Origin of the sequence: Nostocoides jenkinsii Ben 74 (assembly GCF_001046875.1) — a bacterium.
GTDB lineage: Bacteria > Actinomycetota > Actinomycetes > Actinomycetales > Dermatophilaceae > Nostocoides_A > Nostocoides_A jenkinsii.
In genome coordinates, this window is the sequence record NZ_HF571038.1 from 2,620,729 (window position 1) to 2,646,452 (window position 25,724).

General features: G+C 68.1%; 29 protein-coding genes. 13 read left to right on the top strand and 16 right to left on the bottom strand.

The window, feature by feature from the left end; all coding sequences use genetic code 11:
• Window positions 1-347: 347 nt before the first annotated feature.
• From BN13_RS12520 to purD, 5 genes are all read right to left on the bottom strand, one after another.
• Window positions 348-617, bottom strand: coding sequence for an acyl-CoA-binding protein (locus BN13_RS12520; RefSeq protein ID WP_048547342.1), 270 nt, complete (start codon window positions 615-617; stop codon window positions 348-350).
• Window positions 610-1,002: a sterol carrier family protein gene (locus BN13_RS12525; protein WP_048547344.1), complete on the bottom strand. Its 393-nt coding sequence runs from the start codon at window positions 1,000-1,002 to the stop codon at window positions 610-612. Before BN13_RS12525 ends, BN13_RS12520 begins: the two co-directional genes overlap by 8 nt.
• Window positions 1,002-2,030 carry an SGNH/GDSL hydrolase family protein gene (locus BN13_RS12530; RefSeq protein ID WP_048547346.1) on the bottom strand — a complete coding sequence of 343 codons (1,029 nt, stop codon included), beginning with the start codon at window positions 2,028-2,030 and terminating at the stop codon, window positions 1,002-1,004. Before BN13_RS12530 ends, BN13_RS12525 begins: the two co-directional genes overlap by 1 nt.
• Before the next feature lie 188 nt (window positions 2,031-2,218).
• Window positions 2,219-3,148: a phosphoribosylaminoimidazolesuccinocarboxamide synthase gene (locus BN13_RS12535; protein WP_084733738.1), complete on the bottom strand. Its 930-nt coding sequence runs from the start codon at window positions 3,146-3,148 to the stop codon at window positions 2,219-2,221.
• A gap of 24 nt (window positions 3,149-3,172) precedes the next feature.
• Window positions 3,173-4,510: a phosphoribosylamine--glycine ligase gene (purD, locus tag BN13_RS12540; RefSeq protein WP_048547349.1), complete on the bottom strand. Its 1,338-nt coding sequence runs from the start codon at window positions 4,508-4,510 to the stop codon at window positions 3,173-3,175.
• A 263-nt stretch (window positions 4,511-4,773) separates the two neighbouring features.
• Here purD and BN13_RS12545 point away from each other — a divergent pair, with 263 nt between their 5' ends.
• The 4 genes from BN13_RS12545 (at window position 4,774) to BN13_RS12560 (ending at window position 9,705) form a co-directional block, all read left to right on the top strand.
• A complete protein-coding gene (locus BN13_RS12545) occupies window positions 4,774-5,901 on the top strand; it encodes a helix-turn-helix transcriptional regulator (protein WP_048547351.1) in 1,128 nt (375 codons plus the stop codon).
• Window positions 5,902-6,000: 99 nt separating this feature from the next.
• Window positions 6,001-8,283 (top strand): HelD family protein, encoded by a 2,283-nt coding sequence (locus BN13_RS12550; protein WP_084733739.1) that lies wholly within the window; start codon window positions 6,001-6,003, stop codon window positions 8,281-8,283.
• Between the two features lie 118 nt (window positions 8,284-8,401).
• Complete coding sequence (locus BN13_RS12555) at window positions 8,402-9,337, top strand: hypothetical protein (RefSeq protein ID WP_048547353.1); 936 nt, start codon at window positions 8,402-8,404, stop codon at window positions 9,335-9,337.
• Window positions 9,334-9,705 carry a GntR family transcriptional regulator gene (locus BN13_RS12560; RefSeq protein WP_048547355.1) on the top strand — a complete coding sequence of 124 codons (372 nt, stop codon included), beginning with the start codon at window positions 9,334-9,336 and terminating at the stop codon, window positions 9,703-9,705. Before BN13_RS12555 ends, BN13_RS12560 begins: the two co-directional genes overlap by 4 nt.
• A 3-nt stretch (window positions 9,706-9,708) precedes the next feature.
• On the opposite strand, the gene BN13_RS12565 is transcribed toward BN13_RS12560, so the two are convergent.
• Complete coding sequence (locus BN13_RS12565; protein WP_048547358.1) at window positions 9,709-10,995, bottom strand: adenylosuccinate synthase; 1,287 nt, start codon at window positions 10,993-10,995, stop codon at window positions 9,709-9,711.
• A gap of 168 nt (window positions 10,996-11,163) precedes the next feature.
• Between BN13_RS12565 and BN13_RS12570 the strand changes: the two genes are divergently transcribed.
• Complete coding sequence (locus BN13_RS12570; RefSeq protein ID WP_048547360.1) at window positions 11,164-11,595, top strand: hypothetical protein; 432 nt, start codon at window positions 11,164-11,166, stop codon at window positions 11,593-11,595.
• Here BN13_RS12570 and BN13_RS12575 read toward each other — a convergent pair.
• The 3 genes from BN13_RS12575 to fbaA form a co-directional block, all read right to left on the bottom strand.
• Window positions 11,592-12,392 (bottom strand): GNAT family N-acetyltransferase, encoded by an 801-nt coding sequence (locus BN13_RS12575; RefSeq protein ID WP_048547362.1) that lies wholly within the window; start codon window positions 12,390-12,392, stop codon window positions 11,592-11,594. The two genes, BN13_RS12570 and BN13_RS12575, sit on opposite strands and share 4 nt — an antisense overlap.
• Before the next feature lie 14 nt (window positions 12,393-12,406).
• On the bottom strand, window positions 12,407-12,811 hold the full coding sequence (locus BN13_RS12580) for a DUF3151 domain-containing protein (protein WP_048547364.1): 405 nt from the start codon (window positions 12,809-12,811) through the stop codon (window positions 12,407-12,409).
• A 133-nt stretch (window positions 12,812-12,944) separates the two neighbouring features.
• Complete coding sequence (fbaA, locus tag BN13_RS12585; RefSeq protein ID WP_048547366.1) at window positions 12,945-13,976, bottom strand: class II fructose-bisphosphate aldolase; 1,032 nt, start codon at window positions 13,974-13,976, stop codon at window positions 12,945-12,947.
• Window positions 13,977-14,142: 166 nt separating this feature from the next.
• Here fbaA and BN13_RS12590 point away from each other — a divergent pair, with 166 nt between their 5' ends.
• Together BN13_RS12590 and BN13_RS12595 are read left to right on the top strand one after the other, a co-directional pair.
• Window positions 14,143-14,529 carry a VOC family protein gene (locus BN13_RS12590; protein WP_048547369.1) on the top strand — a complete coding sequence of 129 codons (387 nt, stop codon included), beginning with the start codon at window positions 14,143-14,145 and terminating at the stop codon, window positions 14,527-14,529.
• A gap of 2 nt (window positions 14,530-14,531) precedes the next feature.
• Window positions 14,532-15,062 (top strand): DinB family protein, encoded by a 531-nt coding sequence (locus BN13_RS12595; RefSeq protein WP_048547371.1) that lies wholly within the window; start codon window positions 14,532-14,534, stop codon window positions 15,060-15,062.
• 9 nt (window positions 15,063-15,071) lie between these two features.
• Here BN13_RS12595 and BN13_RS12600 read toward each other — a convergent pair whose 3' ends face one another.
• Both BN13_RS12600 and BN13_RS12605 read right to left on the bottom strand, forming a co-directional pair.
• Window positions 15,072-15,995 (bottom strand): aminoglycoside phosphotransferase family protein, encoded by a 924-nt coding sequence (locus tag BN13_RS12600; RefSeq protein WP_048547373.1) that lies wholly within the window; start codon window positions 15,993-15,995, stop codon window positions 15,072-15,074.
• Window positions 15,996-16,059: 64 nt separating this feature from the next.
• Window positions 16,060-17,658 (bottom strand): alpha-amylase family glycosyl hydrolase, encoded by a 1,599-nt coding sequence (locus tag BN13_RS12605; RefSeq protein ID WP_048547375.1) that lies wholly within the window; start codon window positions 17,656-17,658, stop codon window positions 16,060-16,062.
• 58 nt (window positions 17,659-17,716) lie between these two features.
• On the opposite strand from BN13_RS12605, the gene BN13_RS20030 reads away from it, so the two are divergent.
• Window positions 17,717-18,481, top strand: coding sequence for an ATP-binding protein (locus BN13_RS20030; RefSeq protein WP_201329095.1), 765 nt, complete (start codon window positions 17,717-17,719; stop codon window positions 18,479-18,481).
• A complete protein-coding gene (locus BN13_RS20035; RefSeq protein WP_201329183.1) occupies window positions 18,478-19,194 on the top strand; it encodes an LLM class flavin-dependent oxidoreductase in 717 nt (238 codons plus the stop codon). The genes BN13_RS20030 and BN13_RS20035 overlap by 4 nt, the downstream gene beginning before the upstream one ends.
• 29 nt (window positions 19,195-19,223) lie before the next feature.
• Here the strand turns inward: BN13_RS20035 and BN13_RS12615 are convergent, their stop codons facing one another.
• On the bottom strand, window positions 19,224-19,715 hold the full coding sequence (locus BN13_RS12615) for a hypothetical protein (RefSeq protein WP_048547377.1): 492 nt from the start codon (window positions 19,713-19,715) through the stop codon (window positions 19,224-19,226).
• A complete protein-coding gene (locus tag BN13_RS12620) occupies window positions 19,712-19,939 on the bottom strand; it encodes a hypothetical protein (protein ID WP_048547380.1) in 228 nt (75 codons plus the stop codon). The genes BN13_RS12615 and BN13_RS12620 overlap by 4 nt, the downstream gene beginning before the upstream one ends.
• 195 nt (window positions 19,940-20,134) lie before the next feature.
• Here BN13_RS12620 and BN13_RS19340 point away from each other — a divergent pair, with 195 nt between their 5' ends.
• The 3 genes from BN13_RS19340 (at window position 20,135) to ppc (ending at window position 23,741) form a co-directional block, all read left to right on the top strand.
• Complete coding sequence (locus tag BN13_RS19340) at window positions 20,135-20,494, top strand: hypothetical protein (RefSeq protein ID WP_157038579.1); 360 nt, start codon at window positions 20,135-20,137, stop codon at window positions 20,492-20,494.
• Window positions 20,495-20,644: 150 nt separating this feature from the next.
• Window positions 20,645-20,815, top strand: a complete 171-nt coding sequence (locus BN13_RS19345) for a hypothetical protein (RefSeq protein WP_157038580.1) — start codon at window positions 20,645-20,647, stop codon at window positions 20,813-20,815.
• A 145-nt stretch (window positions 20,816-20,960) separates the two neighbouring features.
• The gene (gene ppc, locus BN13_RS12630; protein WP_048547386.1) at window positions 20,961-23,741 is read left to right on the top strand and encodes a phosphoenolpyruvate carboxylase; all 2,781 of its coding nucleotides are present in this window, start codon (window positions 20,961-20,963) and stop codon (window positions 23,739-23,741) included.
• A 2-nt stretch (window positions 23,742-23,743) separates the two neighbouring features.
• On the opposite strand, the gene BN13_RS20040 is transcribed toward ppc, so the two are convergent.
• Complete coding sequence (locus BN13_RS20040; RefSeq protein ID WP_048547388.1) at window positions 23,744-24,268, bottom strand: hypothetical protein; 525 nt, start codon at window positions 24,266-24,268, stop codon at window positions 23,744-23,746.
• 49 nt (window positions 24,269-24,317) lie between these two features.
• Entirely contained in the window at window positions 24,318-24,635 is a 318-nt protein-coding gene (locus tag BN13_RS20045) for an NAD(P)-binding protein (protein WP_048547390.1), read from the bottom strand.
• On the opposite strand from BN13_RS20045, the gene BN13_RS12645 reads away from it, so the two are divergent.
• Window positions 24,634-25,275, top strand: coding sequence for a TetR/AcrR family transcriptional regulator (locus tag BN13_RS12645; RefSeq protein ID WP_048547392.1), 642 nt, complete (start codon window positions 24,634-24,636; stop codon window positions 25,273-25,275). The two genes, BN13_RS20045 and BN13_RS12645, sit on opposite strands and share 2 nt — an antisense overlap.
• Here BN13_RS12645 and BN13_RS12650 read toward each other — a convergent pair.
• Window positions 25,247-25,675 carry a hypothetical protein gene (locus BN13_RS12650; protein WP_048547394.1) on the bottom strand — a complete coding sequence of 143 codons (429 nt, stop codon included), beginning with the start codon at window positions 25,673-25,675 and terminating at the stop codon, window positions 25,247-25,249. The two genes, BN13_RS12645 and BN13_RS12650, sit on opposite strands and share 29 nt — an antisense overlap.
• Window positions 25,676-25,724 lie beyond the last annotated feature (49 nt).

Sequence of the window (25,724 nt, forward strand, 5' to 3'; positions counted from 1 at the left end):
CCCACGAGGCACTGCGGTTCGAGGCGTGCGAGGTCGCACGCCGGATCACCGCCGGGGAGACGAGCTCACCACTGATGCCACCCGAGGAGACGCTCGCGATCATGCAGTTCATGGACGCGGTCCGCGACCAGATCGGCGTGCGCTTCCCGGGCGAGTAAGACGCGCCTTTTGCGGGCGAGTAGGGCCGTGCCGTTGCCGGGCGGGTGGGCGACGCCGGTTGGTTCACGTCAAACCTTTTCGCTCACGTCATACCTTGGCGTTCACGTCACCCGCTCTAGAGGGTGACGTGGGCGCAAAGGGGTGAGGTGAACGGAAAGGTTTGACGTGAGGCTCAGGCGCAGGGGCGGTCAGGCGAGAAGTTCGTCGACCTGGGCGATATAGGCCTGCTCGGCGTCCGCGGCGCTTGTTCCGGCGAGCTTCTGCCAGGCGTCGTACTTCGCCCGGCCGACCAGGTCGAACATCCCCGGGCGCTTGCCCGACACGTCGCCCTCGGTCACCTGCTTATAAAGCGCGTACAGCGTCAGCTTGACGTCATTGCCGGGATCGGCGGTGAGGGTCTTGACGGCGGCGACGGCCTCATCGAATGCGGGGCTGGGCTCGAATGCAGGGCTAGGCATGACTTCCTCCGTGTGGGTTGGGCGGGGCTACCGGAAGGAACGCCCGCAGGTCGGCGCGGATTCCGGAGTGGCGGACGTCGCCGCTGTCCACGGCAGCCTCCCAGGTCAGCGACCCAGTGGCCAGCGCGAGCCACGTCGCGGCATCGGTTTCGATGGTGTTGGGTGGGGTGCCACGCCGGTGCACCGGCCCCTCAATGCACTGCACCGCACCGAACGGCGGCACCCGCACTTCAACGCTGCGCCCGGGGTGCCGGGCGGCCAGTTCCTCCAGGAGGTAGCGCACTGCGGTCGCCACCACCGCGCGCGGCGCGCCCTCGCCGAGCGCGAGGCACTCGGCGAGGGCTGCCTTCCCATCGGTCGGCGAGATCCGGCGACGAGCGGGCATCAGCCGCCGTACGCGCGGGCCTGGGCCGCGGAATAGCGCGCGTCCGCGGCGTCGATGCTGGCCCGCGACGACAGGTCAACGCCGGCGCGAGCGGCCGCGGCCTTCGCCTCCGGCGTCGTCAGGTCTGGGGCCACGAAAGACTTCGGGGTGATGGTGCGGTCCAGCGCGGCATACCGACGCTGTTGCGTGGTGAGACGCTCCGCCGACGCGGCAGCGGTCGCCCGGATAGCCGGGGTAAGCCGCAGCGTCGACCCGGTGACGAACGGACTCACCGTGGGCAGGTAGCCGCTGCTGTGGCCGACGACCTTCGGGTGGTACGACTCGGAGATCGGGTTCGACAGGCCGTTGATCCACTCGGCTCGGTCGCACACGGCGTGCCCGACAAAGGCGTTCGTCGGATTGGCGAAGGCAAATCCCTTGCTGGCCGCCAGCGTCGCCAGCTTGCTGTTGAGCAGGTCCGCGGTCTGGTTGAGGCGCGACTCCTCGCTCGGGGAGAACCACGTGAAGGCATTGCAGTCGTCGCCATTGAAGATCCGCGGATAGCCGACGATGGTGACCCTCGCCTGGGGGGATCGGGCCTTGATCGCGTCATACAGCGCGGCCAGGCGGGACGGGAGGGTGGCGTTGATGAAGCTCTGCGCGGTGTCGATACGTCCATTGCAGTTGGACATCCACCCGGGCTTCGCGCATTCGGTGAGCACGTCGGCGAACCCCGCGTCGTTGCCACCCACCGACAGCGTCACGTATGCCGTGCCCGCCCCCAGCGCGGAGAGTTGCGTGTTCGTGACGTCGGGGATCGTCGCGCCCGAGCACGCCCGGAAGTTGAGCGCATAGCCGGCCGCGCTCGCGATCAGGCTCGGGTAGGCATAGATTGAGCGCTGGCACGCGGTGCCGTCGTTGAGATAGGTCCGCGTTCCGGTGCCCGACGAATAGCTGTCACCGAGCGCGACGTAGCTTGATCCCGCTGCCTGCGCGGGAACGGCGGTCGCCGCGACCAGCAGGCCAGCGCCGAGGCCGGCGAGGATCACACCGCCTGAGCGGACGCCGTGGTCACGCAGGACTGATCGGCGACGGGGGACTGACCGGTTACGGGGGACGGACGGGCGGGGGACGGGCATGGTGCTCCTCACTGCCACGCACCATTGCGTGGTTACCCAAGGGTAGGGCGCGGACCCCAGCCTCGTCCGCCAAACCGTCCGATCGGCTCGTCCCGAAGTCAGAGCGTCGTCCCGGTCAGCCGCTCGTAGGCCTCCACATAGCGCGCCCGAGTGGCCGCCACGACCGACTCCGGCAGCGGGGGCGGCGGGTCACCCGACTGCTTCGCCCAGCCGCTCTCGGTGGTGAGCCAATCGCGGACATACTGCTTATCGAAGGACGGTTGCGGGTGACCGGGCTCCCACAGGTCGGCCGGCCAGAAGCGCGAAGAGTCGGGCGTGAGCACCTCGTCGGCCAGAACCAAGCTCCCGTCGGCTCCCACGCCGAACTCGACCTTGGTGTCCGCCAACAGGATTCCGCGTTCGGCGGCGATCTCGTCGCCGCGCTTCAGGATGGCGACCGTGAGATCCCGCGCCGCGGCCGCCCGCTCGGCGCCGACCAGGTCGACGACGTCTGTGAAGGTGATTGGCTCGTCGTGCTGCCCCGCCGGCGCCTTAGAACTCGGCGTGAAGATCGGCTCCGGCAGCCGGGATCCGTCCACCAGCCCCGGGGGCAGCGCGATACCGCTGACGGCGCCCGTCGCGGCATACTCCCCCAGCCCACCACCGGTGAGATAGGCGCGGGCGACGCACTCGACGGGCAGCATCTCCAGTCGGCGCACCAGGACCGCGCGCCCGGCAACGGCCGTCGGGACATCGGTGGAGACGATGTGGTTGGGAACGAGGTCGGCCAGTTGCTCGAACCACCACAGCGACAACTGCGTCAGGACTCGGCCCTTGTCCGGGATCGGCGTCGCGAGGATGTGGTCATAGGCGGAGATCCGGTCCGAGGCGACGAGCAGCAGAAGCTCGGGATCGGGCCTGCCGGCGGCGGTGAGCGGCGCATACAGATCGCGCACCTTGCCGGAGTAGAGATGGACGTACCCGGGCAGTTCCATGGCCCCCGTCTTGTCGATGGCCCCAGTCTCGCCCATGCCCCCAGTCTCGCCCATGTCCCCAGTCTGGCAAAGGCTGGTTCAGGAGGGGACGGTGATCTCACCGCGCTCGGCGCGCTCGGCGATGTCTCGGCGGAAGTGGCCGCCCTCGAGTTGGATTCTGGCGATGCGGTCGTATGCCGCGCCCCTCGCCGCCGCGAGATCCGGCCCGTTCCCGACGACTGTCAGGACCCGGCCACCGCTGGCGAGGAGTTCGCCAGCCGCGCCACGTCGCGTGCCCGCATGCAGGACGTATGCCGCGCCCTCCCCTCCGCGCCCCGTCTCCTCGGCGCCCTCCCCCTCGTCACCCTCCCCCGCGTCGGCGGGCTCGGCTCCGGTCACCTCGCCACCCGTGACCGGCGACTCCGGGTACCCCGGCGCGGCGAGGACGACGGTGACGGAGGTGGCGGCGCGCCATACAAGGGGTTCGGCGAGGTCGAGCTGTCCGGTCGCCGCCGCGAGCAGCACCTCGGGAAGGGACGTCACGAGGCGGTCGAGCACGACCTGAGTCTCCGGATCGCCGAAGCGGACGTTGAACTCGATGACCTTGGGCCCGCGCGAGGTGAGGGCGAGACCGACATAAAGCACGCCGACGAACGGCATCCCGAGATGACGCATGGTGTCGATCGTCGGCTGGGCGATGCGGTCGATGACATCGGCAACCAGGCCCTCCGGGGCCCACTCAAGCGGCGAATACGCACCCATACCACCGGTATTGGGACCCTGGTCCCCCTCCCCGACCCGCTTGAAATCCTGGGCCGGCGCGAGCGGCACCACGGTCAAGCCATCGCTGAGGCAAAAAAGCGAGACCTCGGGGCCGTCGAGGAACTCCTCGACCACGATCCGTCCGTCCGGGCGCTCAAGACAGGCGGCGGCGTGCGCCAAGGCCTCGTCGCGATCAGAGGTGACGACGACGCCCTTGCCCGCGGCCAGGCCGTCATCCTTGACGACATAGGGCGCGCCGAGGGCATCAAGACCGTCCGCAACCTCCGCCATGGTGGTGCAGACGTGCGCGAATGCGGTGGGAACGCCCGCCTCGGCCATGATCCGTTTGGCGAAGGCCTTGCTGCCTTCGAGTTGGGCTGCGGCGGCGGACGGGCCAAAGGTGGGGATGCCGGCCGCGCGCAGCGCGTCCGCGACCCCGTCGACGAGCGGAGCCTCGGGTCCGATGACCACGAGGTCGACCTCGTGCTCCCGAGCGATGGCGGTGACCGCGTGCTTGTCCGTGATGCCGTCGCCGCCGATCGGGACGCAGGTGGCCAGCGCGGCAATGCCGGGATTGCCGGGGGCCGCGATGACCTCATCAACCATGGGATCGAGCGCAATGGCGCGGACCAGTGCGTGCTCACGAGCGCCGGAACCGACAACGAGGACCTTCATGGGCGCAACGATAATCAGGCGCGAGGACAATCAGTGGCGCCAAAAAAGAAAGGGGCGCGGCGTTCCCGAGGAGCAGGGGGGATGTTCCCCCGGGAACGCCGCGCCTTGGCGTGTGGCGCCTGGTGGGGGAACCGGCGCGCTGCACGCGGGTTGACGCGGGATCAACCAATGAAATCTTGACAAACTTCTACTCGCGAGTAAAGCCCTTTCATGACGGACCTCCGACATTGGCGGACACCCGCCATGCGGTTACCGTGGGAGGTATGGCAGCAGGGGACAAGCAGTCCGGCACCGGCGACGGCAGGCGTCGGCCGACCGGCACGGGACGAACCAAGAAGGAGTCCGATTCCGACGGACGGGCGCTGGGGACGCCTGCGGGCACGGTCGGGGCTCGGGTCACGACGTCTACCGGTGCCGCCGTTCGATTGGTCCTCAACGAGGAAGACATCTCTCGGGTTTACACCGCACTACTGCGCCAGCAGAATCCGAGCCGCGCCGCCCTGCTCGAGTCGGCACTGGATCCCGACTTTGTCGACCGGGCTAGTGTGATCCTCCAGTCTCGCGGGCTGCTGGACCCGACCGACCCAGACGACTGGCAGATCCCGGCCCCCGAGTTGGCCATCACGGCGTGGGCCGCCGAGGCGGAGCGCCGGGCGCGCTCATGGCGTGCGAACGCGGGCCAGCTCCATCAACTCTTCCTCGCAATGCGCGGCAACGAGGTTGTGGACAGCGGCAATCGTGACTTGAGGAACTTGGCCGATATCGCGTCGGCCACCGCCACGATCACCGCGGCGGCCAAGACCGACATCTTCTCGATTCGCGCCGACTCCCGGCGCACCGAGCAACTTTTGCTGGACCCGTTCAACAGCCACCGTGAGTTCTTCCGCAATGCGGCGGGCGATCTGGTGAGACTTCGGGCCGTCTATGACCATGACGTGCTCGACATCCCGGGGGCCCTGGACGCCCTTCGGGAGCGGATGATCGGTGGCGAAGATATTCGCTTGTCCAGCAAGATCCACTTCTCGGCGATCGTCGTCGACGACGTCGCGGCCGTGGTGGAGTTCAGCCACATCGAGGCGAGCGGTGCGGGATCGATGCTGGTGCGCAGCCGTCCCTTCGTGCAAGCACTGTTGCGCCTCGGTGAGGGCCTGTTCGCGTCCGGGGCCGCGCTGCCGATGGGCGAAGACAGTCGCGGCGTCGACAACAATGCCGAGCGCGATGCCCTGATCCTCAGCCTGCTGGCCGCGGGCGCGAGCGATTCGACGATCACCCGCCGACTCGGAATCTCTCAGCGGACAGTGGAGCGTCGCATTCGGCACCTGATGGATCACCTTGGGGCAGAGACCCGTTTCCAGGCCGGCGTTCAGGCCGCCCGTCAAGGGATCGTGTGATTCGCCAAGGGATTGGCTGATCCGTCGGCAGTTCCAGCCGAGCCCGCCGAGCGGCTAGGGTGGACTGTTCCCGATTCACCCCTGCACCCCGAGGCCGCCTTGACTCCGAGCCCGCCGGAACCGACAAGTGCCGTCGCCACCACTCCCGCCGTCACCACCGCCGAAAGCGCCACCGAAATCGGCACCGAGATCGCCGATCAGATCGCCATTGAGCAGGCCCACGTCGATGCGGTGTATGCCGAACTCGAGTCGGCCAGCGAGCGCGCCGCCCTGGTCGCCGCCGACGGGATGGCACGCGGGCGCACCGATCGCACCGGCGACATCCGTGACGAGGAGATGTCCGGCCTGTTCGAACGCGATGCTCTCGTCTTCAATGCCGCGCGCCGCCAGGCCGCGCTGGACACGCAGTACGAAGGCCTCGTCTTCGGCCGGCTCGACCTGGCCCATCCGGCGCCCGGTGCGACGATCGACAGCGACGACCACGACTGGTGGCGCGGTCTGGAGCGGGAGATCCGCTATATCGGCCGGCTCGGGGTCCGAGACGGCAACTACGAGCCCCTGGTTATCGACTGGCGAGCGCCGGCGGCGTCGGCGTTCTATCGCGCCACCCCGGTCCAGCCCCATGGCGTGATCCGTCGCCGAGTGCTGCGCAGCCAGGGCACCACCGTCGTCGGCATCGAGGACGACTTGATGGTCGCGGACGCACCCGACGACCTGGTGGTGGTCGGCGACGGAGCGCTGTTGGCTGCGTTGACGCGCACGCGCGGCGCGCGGATGCGCGACATCGTCGCCACGATCCAACGCCACCAGGACGAGGCGATCCGGGCTCCCAGCCGGGGCGTCACGGAGATCACCGGTGGCCCCGGCACCGGCAAGACGGTCGTCGCGCTGCACCGCGCGGCATACCTGCTGTATGCGGAGCGCCGCCGTTTCGAAGGAGGCGGGATTCTCGTGGTGGGGCCGTCCACGGCATACACCGCCTATATCGAGCGCGTGCTCCCTTCCCTTGGGGAGGACTCGGTGACGCTGCGATCCCTCGGCGATCTCGTCGATGCCGTCAGCGCGACGCGCCACGACCGGCCCGAGGTCGCGGCGGTCAAGGGATCGCTGCGCGTGCGGCGGCTGCTGGAACGGGCGGCCCGGGCCGCGGTCCCGGGCGGGCCGCAGTCGTTCCGGGCGTTCGTTGGTGGCCAGGCGATCAATCTCGGCGCGGAGGCGCTGGCCAATGTGCGGGGGCGGGCCTTGAGCAAGCACCGCCGCAATGCCGCCGTCGACGCTGCGCGTTCGCACCTAGCCGAGGCCGCGTGGGCCAGCCACCGCGTGGGGCTACGCGCGGACTTTATGGAGGCCTTCGAGACGTCGATGGCCGTGGACGAGTTCATGGCCGCCTGGTGGCCGCAACTCGATCCGCGCGAGGTGTTGTTGTGGCTGGCCGACACCGACCTCGCCTATCGCCTGGGCCGGGGCAGCTTGACCGATGACGAGAGCGCGGCCATCGCCGAATCGATGCGAGACGGGCTCGCGCTTGGCACGTGGTCGGTGGCCGATGTCGCGCTGATCGACGACCTCGCGGAGCGGCTCGGCCCGGTGCGCCATGACGTCGGCGAGGAGCGCGGATTCTACGAGATCGACGAGCTCGATTCGTTGTCCGCCAATGAGTTTCGGGAGTTGGGCCAGCGATCGGTGGCGGCGCCGACCGACGGACCGTCCCGCGGTCTTGAGCCTCGGGACACGTTGTTGCGCGGGGTGATCGGCGAGCCCGCGGAGTATGCCCACGTGTTGGTCGACGAGGCGCAGGACCTGTCACCGATGCAATGGCGCATGTTGGGACGCGTTGCGGAGTGGGCTTCCTGGACGGTCGTCGGCGACGCCGCCCAAGCCTCGTGGGGCGACGCCAGCGAAGCTGCCCGCGCGCGCGATGCAGCCTTCGGCACCTCCCCGCGCCGGCACTTCCACATGGACACCAACTACCGCAACGCCCGGGAGATCTTCGACTACGCCCGCGACGTGATCCTGCCGGTGATGCCGACCGCCGACATTCCGAATGCCGTGCGCGAGACGGGGATTCAGCCAGCTGAGCGCACCTTTACGGACGTCGTCGCGGCCGCGCGCGAGGCCGTTGCCGAGTTGTCGATCGAGGTGGCTGGGTCGATCGCGGTCATCACTCCCCTACGGCACGCCGACCGGCTGGCCGGACTGGACGGGACGCACGACGGCCGCGTCCAGGTGATCGATCCGCTGTCCACCAAAGGCCTGGAGTATGACGCGACCGTCGTCATCGATCCCGATGCCATCGTCTCGGAGTCCCCGGGCGGCGCGCGGGTTCTCTACGTGGTGCTAACACGGGCGGCCCACCGGATGACGGTGCTGCGCCCCGACTGAGTCCCACTGGGGCGGCATCAACTACCCGTACCCATCTTGTATCAACCACTAGACACAAGATGCCCACTCGATGCATGCTTTCTTGTATCACCTCAACAGTACAAGAAGGAGTGCTCTCATGGCGCTACGACTGCTATTTCCCCTCATCGGCATCGCCCTGCTCGTCGTGTTGGTCATCGCGGTCACGCGGCTGGCGACGTCACGCGGCCTCCGCGCAGACGCCGCCGGCGCCGATCTCGCCGCCGTCGAGCAGTGGACCACGCTGTGGCGTTGGCTCGGCATCCTCGCCGGCTTCACGTTGGCGATCGGCGCGCTGAGCGCCCAGGACGCCGGACTGGGCCGGCTCGCCATGTCAGCCCCGGCCATCGGGGGATGCGCCGTGCTACTGGCAATCATGCTGGGCGAGTTGACGATTCGCCCTGCGACGACGCAACGCCGCACCGCCAGCCTCACGACGCGCACGATCGCGGACCTGTTGCCACGGGTGCGCACCTGGGTCGCCAGTGTTGGAATTGCCCTGCTCGGGGCACTGCTCACGGTGGGTGTGCTGACCGCTTCCCCGGACGACATGGGACGGGCGGGCCGGGCCATCACCGCATCGTGTTATGTCGACCTGCCTGGTGGCGAGTCGACCCTGCAGACCAATACCAACGGGCCCTACCCGGGCAGCTTCTATGCCATCCCCGCCGCCCTCGTCATGGCGATCACCGTATGCTGCGCCGTCGTCGCCGCCCGGGCCATCCGGGACCGGGCGAACCCGGATGCCGGCCACACGGCATACGACACCGGCCTGCGACGCGACGCGATGAGCCGCGTGGTCAGCGCGGTGGGGGCCACGGCATACGGCACGGCGGCGCCGATCTCGTTCGTCATGGCCGTCGCGCTCAGCAGCAACGACTGCATTCGCGGAGGTGACACGTTCACCGGAATGTTGGTCGTGGCGGGGCTCGGCAGCGTCGTCGTGGCCGCGGTCTTGCTCGCGAACGTGCTGTTGCCGCGGAAGGCTGACAAGGCCTCGTCCGGCACGCCGGCCAGCACCCAGGCCGCTCGATGAGCGCCGATATCGCTATCGACCTGAGCGACCCGACCCCGCCGTATGAGCAGTTGCGCCGTCAGCTCACGACCATGATCGAGACGGGTCAACTCGTTGCGGGACAACGACTTCCGCCGGTTCGGCAACTAGCCAAGGATCTTGGGCTGGCCAATGGCACGGTGGCCCGCACTTACCAGGAACTCGAAGCAGCCAAGCTCGTCGAGACTCGACGGGGCGGCGGAACCACGGTCGCGGCCGTGCCGGTCCCGCCCGCGCGACTGGCCCGCAATCGGCTGGAGTCGGCGGCCAAGGCGTATGCCGACACCGCCCGCTCCCTCGGCTTCGGCGCCGAGGAAGCACACGAGGCGCTGGCCCTCGTGATCCGCTGACGTTCAGTCCAGCAGCGGGAAGCGTTCGATGATCTCGTCGCGCGCCGGGCCGACGCCGATGGCGCAGACCCGGGCGCCGATGAGTTCCTCGACGCGTAGGACGTAGGCCTGGGCGTTCGAGGGAAGCTCCTCGAAGCTGCGGCAGGCGCTGATGTCCTCCCACCAGCCGTCCAACTCCGCATAGATCGGCTTGGCGTGGTGGAAGTCGCTCTGGTTGACCGGCATCTCGTCGTGGCGGACGCCATCGACGTCATACGCCACGCAGATCGGGACCTTGTCCAAGCCGGTGAGGACGTCGAGTTTGGTGACGACGAAGTCGGTGACGCCATTGATGCGGGTGGCATAGCGGCCGATCACGGTGTCCATCCAGCCGCAGCGGCGGGGGCGGCCGGTGGTGGTGCCATACTCGGCGCCGGTCTTGCGCAGGAATTCGCCGTTGTCGTCGAAAAGCTCTGTGGGGAAAGGGCCTTCGCCGACGCGGGTGGTGTAGGCCTTGAGAATCGCGATGACGCGCGAGACCCGGGTCGGGGGGATGCCGGAGCCCGTGCACGCGCCGCCGGCGGTCGCGCTGGAGGAGGTGACATAGGGGTAGGTCCCGTGGTCGACGTCCAGCAGCGTGGCCTGGCCGGCTTCGAGCAGGACGTTCTTGCCGTCGTTCAGCGCCTGCTCCAGCAGCAGCGAGGTGTCGGCGACCATCGGGGCGAGCCGCGCGGCATACGGCAAGAGTTCGTCCATGATCTCCTGGACCGAGATCGCCCGCCGGTTGTAGATCTTGGTGAGCACCTGGTTCTTCAGCCCGAGCGCGGCCTCGACCTTCTGCTCCAGGATGTGCTCGTCGAAGAGGTCCTGAACGCGAATACCGTTGCGAGACATCTTGTCTGCGTAGGTCGGGCCGATCCCGCGGCCGGTCGTGCCGATCTTGCGCGAGCCGAGGAAGCGCTCGGTGACCTTGTCGAGGGTCCGGTTGTAGGGCGCGATGATGTGCGCGTTGGCGCTGACGACGAGCTTGTCCGTGGCGACGCCGCGCGCCTCCAGCCCGTCGATCTCGCGGAAGAGGACTTCGAGGTCGATGACGACGCCATTACCAATGACCGGCGTGCACGTCGGGGTGAGGATGCCGCTGGGCAGCAGGTGCAGTGCGTACTTCTCGCCGTCGATGACGATGGTGTGCCCGGCGTTGTTGCCGCCATTGAACTTCACGACATAGTGGACGTCGGAGCCCATGAGGTCGGTCGCCTTGCCCTTGCCCTCATCGCCCCATTGGGCGCCGACCAGCACGATCGCCGGCATGTCCTACTCCTTCGTCGGTGGGTCAACCGACGAAAGGCTAGCCGCCCCCGCCCCCGCGCACATTTCCGCCCATTGCCGGAACATGGACATACGCAACGGAAATGATCCGTTGCGTATGTCCATGTTCTCTCCCACGGGGGACAAGCGCGGAAGGACGGACTCATCGCGATGACAACACACCTCGGTCACAAGAACTGGCTCATCGTCTCGGCCCTCGCCATCGCCGCCTTCGGCCCGGTCTTTGCCCTCGCCGCGGCCGGACACCCCGGCCTGGCGCGGTGGACCATGGAGTTCCTCAACGGCCCCGGGGGCGACGCCGAGCCGTTCACAGACGGCACGGCCCGCTTCGTCAGCGCGCTGACCGGAGGATTTCTCCTCGGGTGGGGCGCCATGGTGCTGGCCCTGCGTCAATGGGTCTACGACCTGGCACCCGAGGGCGTTCGACGCTCACTTCTGGCCAGTGCCGCCGCCTGGTTCACGCTGGACAGCCCCGGGTCGATTGCCTCCGGCAACGCCTGGAATGTCTCGATCAACATCGCCGTCCTCCTGCTGGTCATCGGTCCGATGTGGCGGCCGGCCCGCGAAGGCGCACGTGGTTAGGGGCCTGCAGGATAGGCGTAGGGCACCGTTGTCGAGACCCGGTGCAGCCCGAGCGAGCGCAGGATCGGCTCGGAATCGGGGGAGGCGTCCACACGGGCATACCGATAACCCTGGGCGAGCGCCCAGCGGGCGCGCTCGGCGAGCATCGCCCGGAAGAGTCCGCGTCGTCGCCAGTCGGGATGCGTCGAGCCACCCCACATTCCGGCGAACTCCGTTCCGGAAGTGAGGTTTACGCGAGCAGCACACAGAACGGGACCGTTAAGGGACTCCTCGGCCAGCAGGGCAGATTCCGCCGGATCGGTCGCCACCGGCTCGGCATCGCGGCTCGAGTCGTCGCTCGCCTGACCCCACGCGCCGTCCCAGACAAGGTCATAGAGGGCCCGTATGCGGCGCTGGTCGCCCCGGGTGGCCACGCGGCGGATGGTCACGCCGGCGGGGGGCGCGACGTCGCGGGCGAGGTCGGTCAGTTCCCCGAGCATCAGCGCCTCGTCGTCACCCCGGCTGAACCCGGCGGCAATGAGGCGGTCGCCGAGGTCGGCGGGCTCGTCATACGTATAGGTCTTCCATTCCAGGGGTATGCCGAGCCCCCCGAAGTGGTCGCGCTCGCCCGCGATCACGCGGTCGGGGTCGGCGCCGAGGCCCTCGGGGCAGTCGACCATCGCCCATGGATCGTCGGGGTCAGTGGAGACGATCCGGAAGACATGGCCGTGGCGGGTCCGCGTGCTGCGCGGCGACCCCTCGCCCGCGCCGAGGCGAACCTGCTGGTGGAAGGTGACGAGCAGGTCGGCGGGGGTCATCAGCGAGGCAAATGTTAGAGGCCGAGGTCACGGGCCGCATCGGCGGAGGAGGCGCGCAGGAACTCGGTGCACCGGGCCCGCTCGTCCTCTTCCTCGATCGCCCCGGCGGCTTTGGCGAGCGCGGCCAGCGCCCGGAGAAAGCCTTGGTTCGGCGCGTGGTTCCAGGGGATAGGACCCTGGCCGCGCCAGCCGGCACGACGCAAGGCGTCGAGCCCGCGGTGGTACCCCGTGCGGGCATACGCATAGGCCTGGACCGGATGGTCGGCGTCGAGCGCCGCTTCGGCGAGCGTTGCCCAGGCGAGCGAGGAGGCGGGGTATGCCGCGGCCACCCGCCCCGGGCGATCCTCACCCGCCGCGATCATCGCCGCCGCGGGGTCTTCGGGGAGGAAGGTTTCGGGGATGCCGAGCAGGTCCGTCATACGGGCAACTCTAGGGCGGTGCGGGGGACGTCATGGGAGACAACATGGACGTACGCAACGGAACAGATCCGTTGCGTACGTCCATGTTTCGGCAATGGGCGGGAATGTGCGCCCCCGCCGCGGGAACGTAGCGTCAGCCGACGTGGGTGCCGGCGGAGCGGAGGTTCTGGCAGGCCTCGACCACGCGGGCGGCCATGGCGGCCTCGGCTTCCTTGCCCCAGGCGCGGGGGTCGTACTGCTTCTTGTTGCCGACCTCGCCGTCGATCTTCAGGACGCCGTCATAGTGCTTGAGCATCCAGTCGGCGACCGGGCGGGTGAAGGCGTACTGGGTGTCGGTGTCGACATTCATCTTCACCACGCCGTAGTCCACCGCGTCGGAAATCTCTTGCGGCAACGAGCCGGAGCCGCCGTGGAAGACCAGGTCGAGCGGCTTGCTGCCGGCCTCGAGCCCGCGGGCCTCGATGATGGCGTCCTGGCAGGCGCGCAGCACCTCGGGGCGCAGCTTGACGTTGCCCGGCTTGTAGACGCCGTGCACATTGCCGAAGGTCAGCGCGGCCATGTAGCGGCCGTTCTCGCCGAGACCCAGCGCGTCGATGGTCGCGAGGGCGTCCTCGGGGGTGGTGTAGAGCTTGTCGTTGATCTCGTTGGCGACGCCATCCTCTTCGCCACCGACGACGCCGATTTCGACCTCGAGGATGATGTTGGCGGCGCGGGTCAGCGCAAGCAGCTCTTGCGCAATCTCGAGATTCTCGGTCAGCGGCACGGCCGAGCCGTCCCACATGTGGCTCTGGAAGATCGGCAGACCGGTCGCCTTGACCTGCTCGGCCGAGGCGGCGATGAGCGGGCGGACGAAGCCGTCGAGTTTGTCCTTGGGGCAGTGGTCGGTGTGCAGCGCGATGTTGACGGGGTAATTCTTGGCGACCTCACGGGCATACGCCGCGAGCGCGAGCGAACCGGTCACCATGTCCTTGATCGTCGAGCCGGACGCGTATTCGGCGCCGCCCGTCGAGACCTGGATGATGCCGTCCGAACCGGCCTCGGCGAAGCCGCGGATCGCGGCGGTGACGGTCTGGCTGGAGGTGATGTTGATGGCCGGGTAGGCGAACGAGCCGCTCTTGGCTCGGTCGAGCATGTCGGCGTAGACCTCGGGAGTTGCGATGGGCACTTTTTGCTCCTTCGTGCGGGTGCCAAATGAGGTGGCTTTCTCCACCTCCGATCCTCCCATAGGGCCGTATGCCGCCCGCTCCCGTCTCACTCTGTATGCGGCCTCGCGCCGATGCGTCCGACCGCTAAGACGGCCACACGATGGGCGGTTGGGGCAGGATCGATTCATGGCTTCTCGCGCAGCGAATTTCTGTATCGACGCCCACGATCCCTATGCCCAGACCATGTGGTGGGCCCAGGTATTGGAGGACTTCGTGGCCGAGCCGTCCGATGGGATGGCCCCGGGCGATGAGGAGTGCGGCTTGACCGGGCCGGACGATCGCTACCTTCTCTTCCTGAAGGTTCCCGAGCCGAAGACCGTCAAGAACCGGATGCACCTCTGCCTGCGCCCGACCGACCGCGATCGCGACGCCGAGGTCGAGCGCATCCTCGGGCTCGGCGCCACCATGGTCAACGACCTGCGCGATGGCCCGGACAGGGGATGGGCCGTCCTGGCTGACCCCGAGGGCAATGAGTTCTGCGTGTTGCGCCGGACCGAGCCCGAGTCGACCTGACCGTGTCGCTGGACTGGACCACGGAGCTCGACGACCAACTCGATTGGTACTGGGCTAACCTCGCCCGGCCACGGCTCGCCGGGTTGACCGACGCGGAGTACCTCTGGGAGCCCGTCCCTGGCTGTTGGTCGATCCGCACCGACGCCCAGCCACCCACGATCGACTGGGCCTACCCCGCTCCCGAGCCACCGCCCGTCACGACGATTGCCTGGCGCCTCGGGCACGTCATCGTGGGCGTCTTCGCGATGCGGACGGCGAGTCACTTCGGTGGCCCGCCCGCGGCATACGACAGCTGGCCATGGGCAACGACCGCCGACGCCGCGTTGGCTCAACTCGATGAGGCGTATGCCGCATGGCTGGCCGGCGTGCGCACGCTCAGTCCCGCACAGCTCGCCGCGCCCTGCGGCCCGGCGGAAGGCCCGTATGCCGATCTGTCGATGGCGACTTTGATCCTCCACATCAACCGAGAGGTTTTCCATCACCTGGCGGAGGTCGCGCTGCTGCGCGATCTGTGGGCGCACGGATCTCGCTAGCCGGACGGCCTAGTCCGCAAAAGCCTTGGCCAGCGCGATCATTCGCGCACGGAAGCCGTCGCTGCCTGGGCTGTGCGGCGCCGCCCAGAGGGCGTTGAGCACGAGCCGGACGAAGGTCCAGTGCGTCACCCGGTCGGGGTCGAGACCCGCCGCCTCCGCGACGATGTCGGCACGCAACCGGACATGCACCCGCAGGTTGTATGCCGCGGCACTCGCCTCCGCGTGATTCCAGACGATGGGGGCCACGGCATACGCCCACTCCCCTGAGACCGGCTTCGGGGCGATCGCGAGCCAGGCGCCGCGCGCCGGATCGAGTGGCGCGAGGACGTTCATGTCGTGCAGATCCTCGTGGACCAGGCGCCCGTCGACGGCGCCGTCGAGGAGGTGCCCGAGGGTGGTCGACGCTTGCGCGGTGAGGCGTCGCGGGACGAGCGGGTGGCCGGAATCGAGACGCGGCAGCCACCGCTCGGCTCGCTCCGAAAGCCGGTCGAACTGGGGTGCCGCAGGGCGGTCGAGGGTGCCGAACAGTCCTCCGATCACCTCGCAGGCTTCGAGGATGGAGACCGAGGTGAGCTCTCGGCTGGCGTCGAGGCGTTCGAGGAGCAGGGCGTATGCCGCGGGGTCGGCCGCCAGTAGCCGCACCGCACCCTCGCCATTCCAATGCCGCAGGGCCAAGTGCTCGTGGCGCGCCTCAGCATGTGGCCAGGTGAGCTTGAGCGCCGCCCGAGTTCCGTTGTCCCGCAGGCTAACCGGTATGACGATCGCGCCCTCCCCGTGCCGCACCTCCCCGTCGGGCGTCGCGGACCATCGATCGAGATGTTCGTCGATCAGCCCCGGCAGCCGCCGCAACCAATCGTCGCCCGTCACATCCGGCTCCCCCGCCCGCCCCGCCACGAGCGCCCGGAAGCTCTCGGGGATAAGCGGGTGCGGCATACCGACGAACCTACGCGACGCTGAGTACGACGATCGGCGGGCCAGACGCCGCCGATCGTCATACTCAGCGCCGAAGAATCGCGTAGCCGAAGCCGTCGAGGGTAAGGCGGCCGGCATCGATGGTGGCCCCTGCTCCCCATACTTGCGTCGCCTCGGCGAACTCGGCGAGGTCGACGGCAGCGGACTCCCGGCGCGGGTTGACGGCCACCAGGTGGGAGTCGCCACGCACATAGGCGAACGGATAGCCCTCGTGCACAACGCGAGTCGACGCGTGTCCCTGCAAGGCTGGCGTCGCGCGGCGCAGCGCGAGCAGGTCGCGCACCAGCGTCAGTGTCGAGCCGGGTATGCCGTCCTGCCCCGCGACCGTGGGCCGCGATGGGTCGGGATCGATCGGCAGATACAGCTGATCGGCGGGCGCGGTGGAGAAGCCCGCATTGGCCGTGTCGTCCCACTGCATCGGCGTGCGGCAGCCCGCGCGGTTGTAGGACGGATTGCAGATCGCGCCCTCGACATTCGGCATGTCGGGCAGGTAGCGCAGGCCGATCTCGTCGCCGTAATACAGGCTCGGGATGCTCCCCCACGTGAACAGGAAGGTCAGCGCTGCCCCGAGTTGCTCGGGAGTTCTTCCGCCACAACGCAATCGGTTGAAGTCGTGGTCCGCGGTCGCCAGGATGACCGGCCGGTCTGGATCGATCGAGCGCAGCCAGTTCCAGGTCGCGAGGAAGGTGTCGGTGGAGCCTTGACCCTCGGCGGCGAAGAAGGGTTCGCGTGGCGTGTGCCAGGGCAGTGTCCCGGCGGAGTGGTCGTCGAACAGGCTCGCGTGCGGCGCCGAAATCACGAGGGTGAAGTCGGCATCGAACGCCAGCCACTCCCCGAGCCGCGGCTCCTCACCTTCCGGGATCAGCACCGCATCGGGGTATGCCGTGTCCAGCCACGCCCGCAGGTCCCGCCAGATCGCCGCGGAGGCCGCGTGGCCGTCGCTCAGCACCTCGTCCTTGACGAGCGAGAAGGCCATGTCCACGCGGAAGCCCGCGACGCCACGGCGGAGCCAGAAGTCCAGAATCTCTTGCAGCGCAGCGCGATTGCGCATCGGTCCGGGTGCATCGATGGCGTCGCGCCAGGGCTGCTCCGGATTCGTCCGCACCCAGCCGAAGTTCAGCGCGGGCTGCTCCTCGTAGAAGTTCTTGAGGTACCACCCCGGCCGCGGCCCCGGCGACTTCACCCAGCCGGGGATGCCGGGCAGGTCGATCCCCCATCCCGCTGGCTCGACCTCGCTCCAGACGTACCGGTCGCCTTCAGGACTCGGCCCGGCTGCCTGCAGTTCCGCCTGGAACCAGGGGTGCTCGATGGAGGTGTGCCCGACGACGAGATCGAGAAGGATGCGTATGCCGCGCGCCCCCGCCTTCTCGACCAACTCGACGAGGTCGTCGTTGGTGCCATAGCGCGGCGCGATCCGCAGGTAGTCCGCCACGTCATAGCCCGCGTCGAAGAAGGGGGAGGCGAAGCACGGGTTGAACCAGATCGCATCGATCCCGAGCGAAGCGATGTACTCCAGCCGGTCGATCACCCCGCGTAGGTCCCCGATCCCGTCGCCATTGCTGTCGGCATAGGACTGGGGGTAGATCTCGTAGATCACGGCATCGCGAAACCATTCAGCGGTCATCGGGCCATCCTGCCCGCAATCCCCCGACACCCGGTGCCTTGACGGGCAGACTGGGCGCGTGCCGCACGACATCCCCGATCCCGCGCTGGTGGTGCTCGTCGGCGCGGCCGGGTCGGGCAAGTCGACGTGGGCGGCGGCGCACTATCGCTCGGCGGAGATCGTGTCGTCGGATGCGCTGCGGGCCATCGTGGGGTCGGGGACGGGCGACCTGGACGCGTCCACGGATGCCTTCGCGGCCCTGGACCTGATCCTCGCGGCCCGTGTGCGGCGGGGCCTCACGACGGTGATCGACACGCTCGGCTTCGATCGCGACCGCCGCCTTGCCTACCTCGCCCTCGGCCGGGGCGCCGGAATGCCTTGCGTTGCAGTGCATTTCACGGCTCCCCACGCCGTATGCCGCGCCCGCAACGCCGAGCGCGACCGTCCCGTTCCCGCCGCCGCCCTGGCCCAACAAGTCAAGCGCTCCACGGCTGTGGCCGCGGAACTTGCCGCCGAGGGCTGGGACCGTGTCCAGTCGATCGACACGACCCTGGCCGTCCAACCCGGCCCGCCCGCTCGGACACCGCCCGTCACGCGAGGAGCAACATCCAGCTCTTGGCCGCCCCTTCCCGGCCAGGGCATCGACTACATCCTCAATATCTCCCGCTTTCCGTGGGGGGCCGATCCCGCCGGGTGGCTGCGCGACATCGCCCTGGCCGCCGCGGACGTCGGCTTCGCCGGAATCGCACTCATGGACCACCTCATCCAGATCCCCCAGTCGACCGGGCATGGGAGCCGATCCCAGAGCCCTATGTCGCCCTCGGTCACCTTGCCGCGCTCGTGACCGACCTGTGGCTCGGCACCCTCGTCTCCCCCGTGACCTTCCGCCACCCCGGGGTGCTCGCCAAATCTCTCGCCACCCTGGATGTCCTGACCGGCGGACGGGCCTTCGCCGGAGTCGGCGCGGGGTGGTGGGAGCGGGAGCACGCGGCATACGGCCTGCCTTTCCCACAACCCCGGGAGCGACTCGATGAGGTCGAGCGAGCCATCGAGACGATGCGGGCCCTGTGGGGCACCGGCACCAAGCCGTATGCCGGGCGCCGCGTCTCGCTGCCCGAGACCACGTGCTACCCCCGGCCCGTCGGCAAGCTCCCGATCATCCTGGGCGGCAACGGATCTCGCACGATGCGGATCGCGGCACGCTACGCGGACGCCGTCAATCTTCCCAGCGATGAGGCGACGTTGAGTGCCAAGCTGGGCGAACTGCATACCGCCTGCGCGGCCGCCGAGCGCGACCCCACGACCCTCGCCATCACGGTCCTGGACGTCACCGTGATCGGTGACGACCGTGAGGACGTGGCCCGCCGGGTTGAGCGGCTGCGCGGGCGGACGAGCGCCGCGGCATACGCCCGGCGGCATCACGCGGGCACGCTCGACGATCAGCGGCGTCGCCGCGACCGCCTCGCAAGCCTGGGTGTGGGCACGGTGTTCCTCGCGCTGCCCGACCTCTTCCAAGCCGACGATGTTGACTTCCTGAGCGCATTGCTCGATGACTGATCGCCGACTGCACCGCGCAACCAGGCCGACTAAGTGGACCGAGTCTCAACTAGGGTGCCGCCGAGCGCATTGATCGCGGAGCGCACGTGCGCTTGTAAGCGCTCGGCCTCATCGGTGGCAATAATCTGTCCGCTGGATTCTGTCCACTTCGCGACAGTAGAAAAGCCCGCGCACCCCTCGCCAACGGCGTGTGTTTCGATTAGAAACGTCAGGCGATCAGAGAACCGGTTCCCGACGCAGATCTCGACAGATCCTCCGTCAGCACTCCGACCCTCCACCCGAAACCCATCGGCAGGACCTTCAGCGATCCCCAAGGTCGTTAGGACACGATCAACAACAACCTTTCCGTCGAGCGGAACGCTAAAGTCCAGTTGTTGATGAACCGCCGCTAGACCGCGCTTGCGCGTGTTGCCAGTCACAGCCCCTGAGACCATCGCAGCCCCACGCCCAAGCAACCTCTGCAGCATCATGACCAGCGCGACCAGAATAACGAATCCACCGATTCCGAGAATCGTCTTCATACAAGGCCACGCTTCCGATCCTCAGCAGCGAGGCGAGCATTCTTCCTGCGGGTGCCGATGCGGTTTGCTGCGAAGAAGCTGATGATGGTGCCCACTGCTGATGCCAGAAGGATGGGCGTCTCGGACGGGTAGTAACCGGTGACATAACCCTTGTAAAACGTGAAGATCGCGCATATTCCGCCCATCACCCAGAGAATGATCTCGAGCGGGCCTACATCTTCCATTGCCTTCTCCTTGATTCGGTTGTGCTGTGCTTGACATCAAGCACAGCCAGCCAACATGCCTCTGACAAGTCATCCTTTTGCGGGACTCGGCTAGGCAACTCGGAAGACGCAGGGTCCTCTATTTTGAGGACTTTGCCAGCGCTTTAAGGTAGGCAATGCTCACCGATGGGGGCAACAACTCTTGGAGAAGTCAGGATGACCTTGAATTTCCACCAGCACCGACAACTCGAAGGAGCGCGCCCAGTCCGCAGCGGGGTGGTGTTGTTGATCGGCCTCACATCCTTTATGGCCGGATGCTCGAGCGTCGGCCTAGCGAAAGTTCCGACATGCTCTGAATACGCTTCACTGTCACCCAACACCGGCCTCATGAGCGACTTGACCGATGACCAAGAGAGTGCGCTCAAGAATATGCTGACGAAGCATGACCGTAAGTCCAGCGCCGAAAACGTCACCATCGCCGCACTGCAAGTCACGGCATACTGCAATATCGTCAGCGGTGTCGCAAACGACCATAAGGACGACGGCATCGATGGAATACCGGGCTTGCAGGACTGAGCACTGCGAGAGGCGTTCTGGGTGGGGGCCGGCCCCGGTCACGGGACTGTTGCGACCGGACCGCAGCGGATGACACGGACCGGAGGCGCTGGCAGACTCCAGAACGGGCGCGGCAGTGGGCCACGCCGACTCGATTGCAGGGGTTGAGTTATGCCGCGTTATCAGCAAGTCATCACGCTGCTCGTCATCATCAACGCGATCGTCGGGATCCTGGTCGCTCTCCAGGTGCTCCCGGTGGCGGTCGTCGCGGTCACGGGCGTAGTGCTCGGCCTGTGGTGGGCCTTCGGTGCCCGCCTCTACCCGGCGGAAGCTGCGTCTTAGCACAAGTTAGTCAACTGTGGACAGCTTGCAAGGTGTCCACAGTGCACTAACTCCTGCTAGCAGAAGTTCCAAGGAGAAGCCCGGCGCCAACCCAAGGGCTGAGCAGCGGTTGCGGCCCGGGCGAGGCGGTTCCTAGGGTTGTCGCATGGACAGCGCTCCCCCCGAGGTCGCGACCGGTGAACGCGCGAAGGCGCCGTCGGATGCGGCGCTGCGGCGCGACATACGACGGCTTGGCGAGCTCCTCGGCGAGACGCTCGTCCGCCAAGAGAGCGCTGGGCTGCTCGACGCCGTCGAGAGCGTGCGACTCCTGACCAAGCGAGCCCAGGGCGGCGACGACGCGGCGGCGCGCGAGCTCGCCAAGAAGTTGACCTCCGTGGACCTACCGACGGCGACCATGCTGGTACGGGCCTTCGCGACCTACTTCCACTTGGCGAATATCGCGGAGCAGGTCGATCGGGCCGCGCACCTCGCCCAGCGGCCGGAAGATGCCGACTGGATGAACGCCGCGATGGACCGGATCGTGGAGGAGCGGGGGCCGGCGGCGCTGACCACCGCGCTCGGCCGGCTCTCCGTCCGACCCGTCTATACCGCGCATCCCACCGAAGCCAGCCGCCGGACGGCCCTACTCAAACTTCGCGAGATCGCCGACGCACTGATCACCTACCGCGCCGCGCCAACCCCCCGGAGCCAGCGCCGCCGCGACCAGCGCCTCGCCGAAATCATCGAGTCGATGTGGCAGAGCGACGACCTTCGCGTCGACCAGCCCAAGGTCGCCGACGAGGCCCGCAACATGCTCTTCTTCGTGGGCGGGCTCCTTGAAGAAACCGTCCCGCGACTCCTGGCCGACATGGCCGACGAGGCCCGCGCGCGCGGAGCTTTCCTGCCGCCCACTGCCAGGCCGCTGATCTTCGGCAACTGGATCGGCGGCGACCGCGACGGCAACCCCAATGTCTCCCCGGCAACCACCCTCGACGTCCTCGTCATGCAGCACGCCATTGCGATCAAGGGCCTGATCGCCATGGTTCAGGACTGTGTCGACGAGGTCTCGATGTCGACGCGCCTGGTCGACGTGACCCCGGAGCTCGCCGCCAGCCTCGAACGCGACCTCGACAAACTCGATATCGACGAGCGCATCCGCCGTCTCAATGTCGAGGAGCCCTACCGCCTCAAGCTCAGTTGCGTCCGTCAGAAGCTCACCAACACGCGCGATCGCATTGCGGCGCGGGCGGATTCGCGGCCCGGGCACGACTACGTCGGCCGCGATGAACTCCTCGCCGATCTCCTGTTGATCCGTGACTCGCTCTTGGCGCACCGCGGCGAACTCGTCGCCAATGGCGCGCTCGCCACCTTGATCCGCACCGCGAGCGCGTTCGGCATCCAGATCGCCACGATGGACGTGCGCGAGCACAGCGACGCCCACCATCACGTCGTCGGTCAACTCGCCGACCGCGCCTCCGGCAACGACGGAGCGTATGCCGCGCTCTCCCCGACCGCGCGCCTCGACTGGCTCGGCGCCGAGCTAGCCGGGCGACGCCCGCTGGCCCCCTTCCCCCCACCCCTGGACACGGAGGGGTCGCGCACCTTCGAGACGTTCCGGGCCATCCGGGCAGCGCAGAAGTGGTTCGGGATGGAGATCATCGAGAGCTATATCGTCTCGATGACCCAAGGCCCCGCGGACATCCTGGCGCCCGTGGTCATCGCCCGCGAGGCCGGCTTGGTGGACATCGCGACCGGGTCGGACGGCCGGGCGCGTGCCGACATCGGCTTCGTCCCCTTGCTTGAGACCGTCGACGAACTTCGTTCTGCCGGAACGATTCTCGACACGCTGCTGAGCGTCGCGCCATACCGGGCAGTGGTCACGGCCCGCGGCAATGTCCAGGAAGTCATGCTCGGCTATTCGGACTCCAACAAGGACGCGGGCATCACGACCAGTCAGTGGGAGATCCACCGCGCCCAGCGTGTGCTGCGTGACGTGTGCGCCAAACATGGCGTGCAGTTGCGCCTCTTCCACGGTCGCGGCGGAAGCGTCGGGCGCGGCGGTGGCCCTACCCATGAGGCCATCCTCGCCCAGCCGTGGGGAACACTCTCCGGCGAGATCAAGGTGACCGAGCAAGGCGAGGTCATCTCGGACAAGTACCTCCTGCCCGCCCTCGCCCGGGAAAACCTCGAACTCACCATCGCCGCCGTGCTGGAGGCGAGCGCGCTCCATACGGCCGCCCGGGTGGAGCCCGGCCGCCTGGAGTTGTGGGACGCGACGATGAACGACATCAGCGGGGCGGCGTTCACGGCATACCGGCAACTGGTGGACGACCCGCAATTGCCCACCTACTTCGCCCAGTCGACGCCGTTCGAGCAACTCGGGGCGCTTAAGATCGGCTCGCGTCCGTCCAAGCGGCCGGACAGCGGCCAGGGCTTGGCCGGGCTGCGGGCGATCCCGTGGGTGTTCGGGTGGACCCAATCGCGGCAAATCGTGCCGGGCTGGTTCGGCGTGGGCACGGGGCTGCGGAGCGCGCTGGATGCCGGCAAGCAGGCTCAACTGCGCGAGATGTATGCCGAGTGGCACTTCTTCAAGACCTTCATCAGCAACGTCGAGATGATGTGCAAGAAGACCCGCCTCGACATCGCCGAGCACTACGTCCTATCCCTGGTGGACCCGGAACTGCACCCGATCTTCGAGCGTATCCGCGCGGAGTATGCCAAGACGGTCGAGGCGGTCCTGGAGATCACGGGTGAGTCGGAGCTGCTGGAGGCACAGCCCACGCTGAGGCGCACGCTTGAGGTCCGCGACCGCTACCTCGACCCGATTTCCTACTTGCAGATTTCGATGCTCGCGCGGATTCGCGCCGGGGACACGGACCCACAGTTGCAGCGCGCGCTACTGCTGGCCGTCAACGGCGTCGCGGCGGGACTGCGCAACACCGGCTGACGTCAGGCGGAGGCCCCGACCGGCATCCGATCGGCGACTCGCGGCCTCGCGGCGGCCGGGACACTGCTGGCCATGATGCGCGGGACACCGAACGGGCCGAGCACCTCACCGGCGGCGAACACCCCGCCCATCATCGCGCCGGCGATGCCCAGACACATGGTGTCGGCGCCGGCGAGATACAGACCCGGCATCACCGCTGTGGGAAACATCTTGTGCCGCAAGCGATCCGGCGTGCCGGCGAGGTCGGCGAAGCTGCCGGAGGCGTAGCCTGCGAAGCCGTCCACCGTCAGCGGCGTGGAGACCTCAACGTGCTCGATCAGGTCGGCGAATCCCGGCCGGTCGCGCTCAACCCGCGCGATGTGACCGGCCGCGAGCTGCCGCTTGAACGCCTCATAGTCCTCGCCCCGACGCTGCCAACGCGTGTCGCGCCAGGCCGCGAACTCCTCGGCCGGCAGGCCCGCGATGATCTCGGCCGTATGCCGCGTGGCCCGCGGGTCCTTCAGCGACGGAAACGACAGGTAGGCCATGGCCGGTTTCCCGGCGAGCAGGCCGGCCGGGTCGCTGTTGGCGTCGTGGTCAAAAGGAGTCGAAGTACCAGTGGTTCTCTCCGCGGAAGCCGAGCTGGTCATAGCCAGGCGGGAGTTGCCGCCACGCCACCGCGCCCCGGGTGGCAAGGTCCATGACGCGGCGCAGCGGCATACCGGCACCCATCTCGCCCACGTAGTGGAGACCGACGTCCCAGTGGAACCCCTTGCGGGTGAAGGCATGATTGAACCCGCCGAGCTTGAAGTGGCGCTCAATCACCAGAACGCGCTTGCCCATGCGTTGGGTGAGGATCGAGCCGGCCACCAAGCCGCCAATCCCGGAACCAATGACGATGACGTCATAACTCATGCGGTCGCCCGACGCCGCTTGGTCGCTGCTGGAGGCGGGCGGCCCCGACGAGGTCACCATCCGTGCCGTCGCCCGGGCGGTGAACGTCAGCCACGCCGCTCCCCGACATCACTTCGCCGGCCGGAGTGCGCTCATTGAGGCGATGATCGTCGAAGGCTTCGGCTGGTTCGTCGATGCCTTGCAGGCGGGGTGGGACAGCCAGGAGGATCCGGTCGCCGCGTTCACCGAGGTGGGCCTGGCGTATGTCCGCTTCGCCCGCACCCGGCCTCAGGTCTTCCAGCTCATCACCCGCCCGGAGCGGCACTTCCCCCACGGCCGCGAAGACGCGATCGGCGAGGCCGCGGGGCGGGCGTTCAATGTCGTGCTGCAGGGCGTCGAGGAATGCCAGGCCGTCGGGGCCATCGACGAAGGCGACCCACGGATGTGGGCCTTCGTCGCCTGGTCAGGAGTGCACGGTCTGGCGACGATGCTCGACGACGGCATCGCCGAGTCGGTCGGCATCGGCGATGCCGACGAACTCACCCTCTTGCTGTTGGCGGGTATGGGGCATGGGCTCTTCTCGCGTCGTCGCATGCCCGACGTCACGGGGCCGGAGCCGGGCCTCGACTGGCTCAGGACCCGAACTGCTCCAGGCGCATGATCCAGCCCTGGGGCGACGTCGGCCGGTAGTCCGCACCCGCAACCGCCATGTCGTCATCCCACGCGCCGAAGCGCATCGCGGGCACCTCGCGGAGCGACCCAGAGCCGGGGATCGGCACGTAGGCGTCTCGAGCCAGGTCGAAGCGGTAGTGCAGGTAGACCTCCCACAGCCGCTTCACGCGGACTCGACTTCGAGTGCCCGGATCGTCCGGGCCGCCGAGGGCGTGGTGGCCCACATACCAATCCAGTGGCATCAGGTCGCAAATGGCGGTGTCCCGCCGATCCATCGGGATGTGATCAACGTCGAGGACGTCGTTGACGGCGACTGGGTCGCCGCAGCATTCGTACTCGAAGAACGAGGTGTAGCTGTGGACGATGGACGGAGCGCGCTTCGGCGTCATCGGGGGGCACCTTTCAGCGGCGGTGCCGGGCCATCGTTGGTGATCCTGC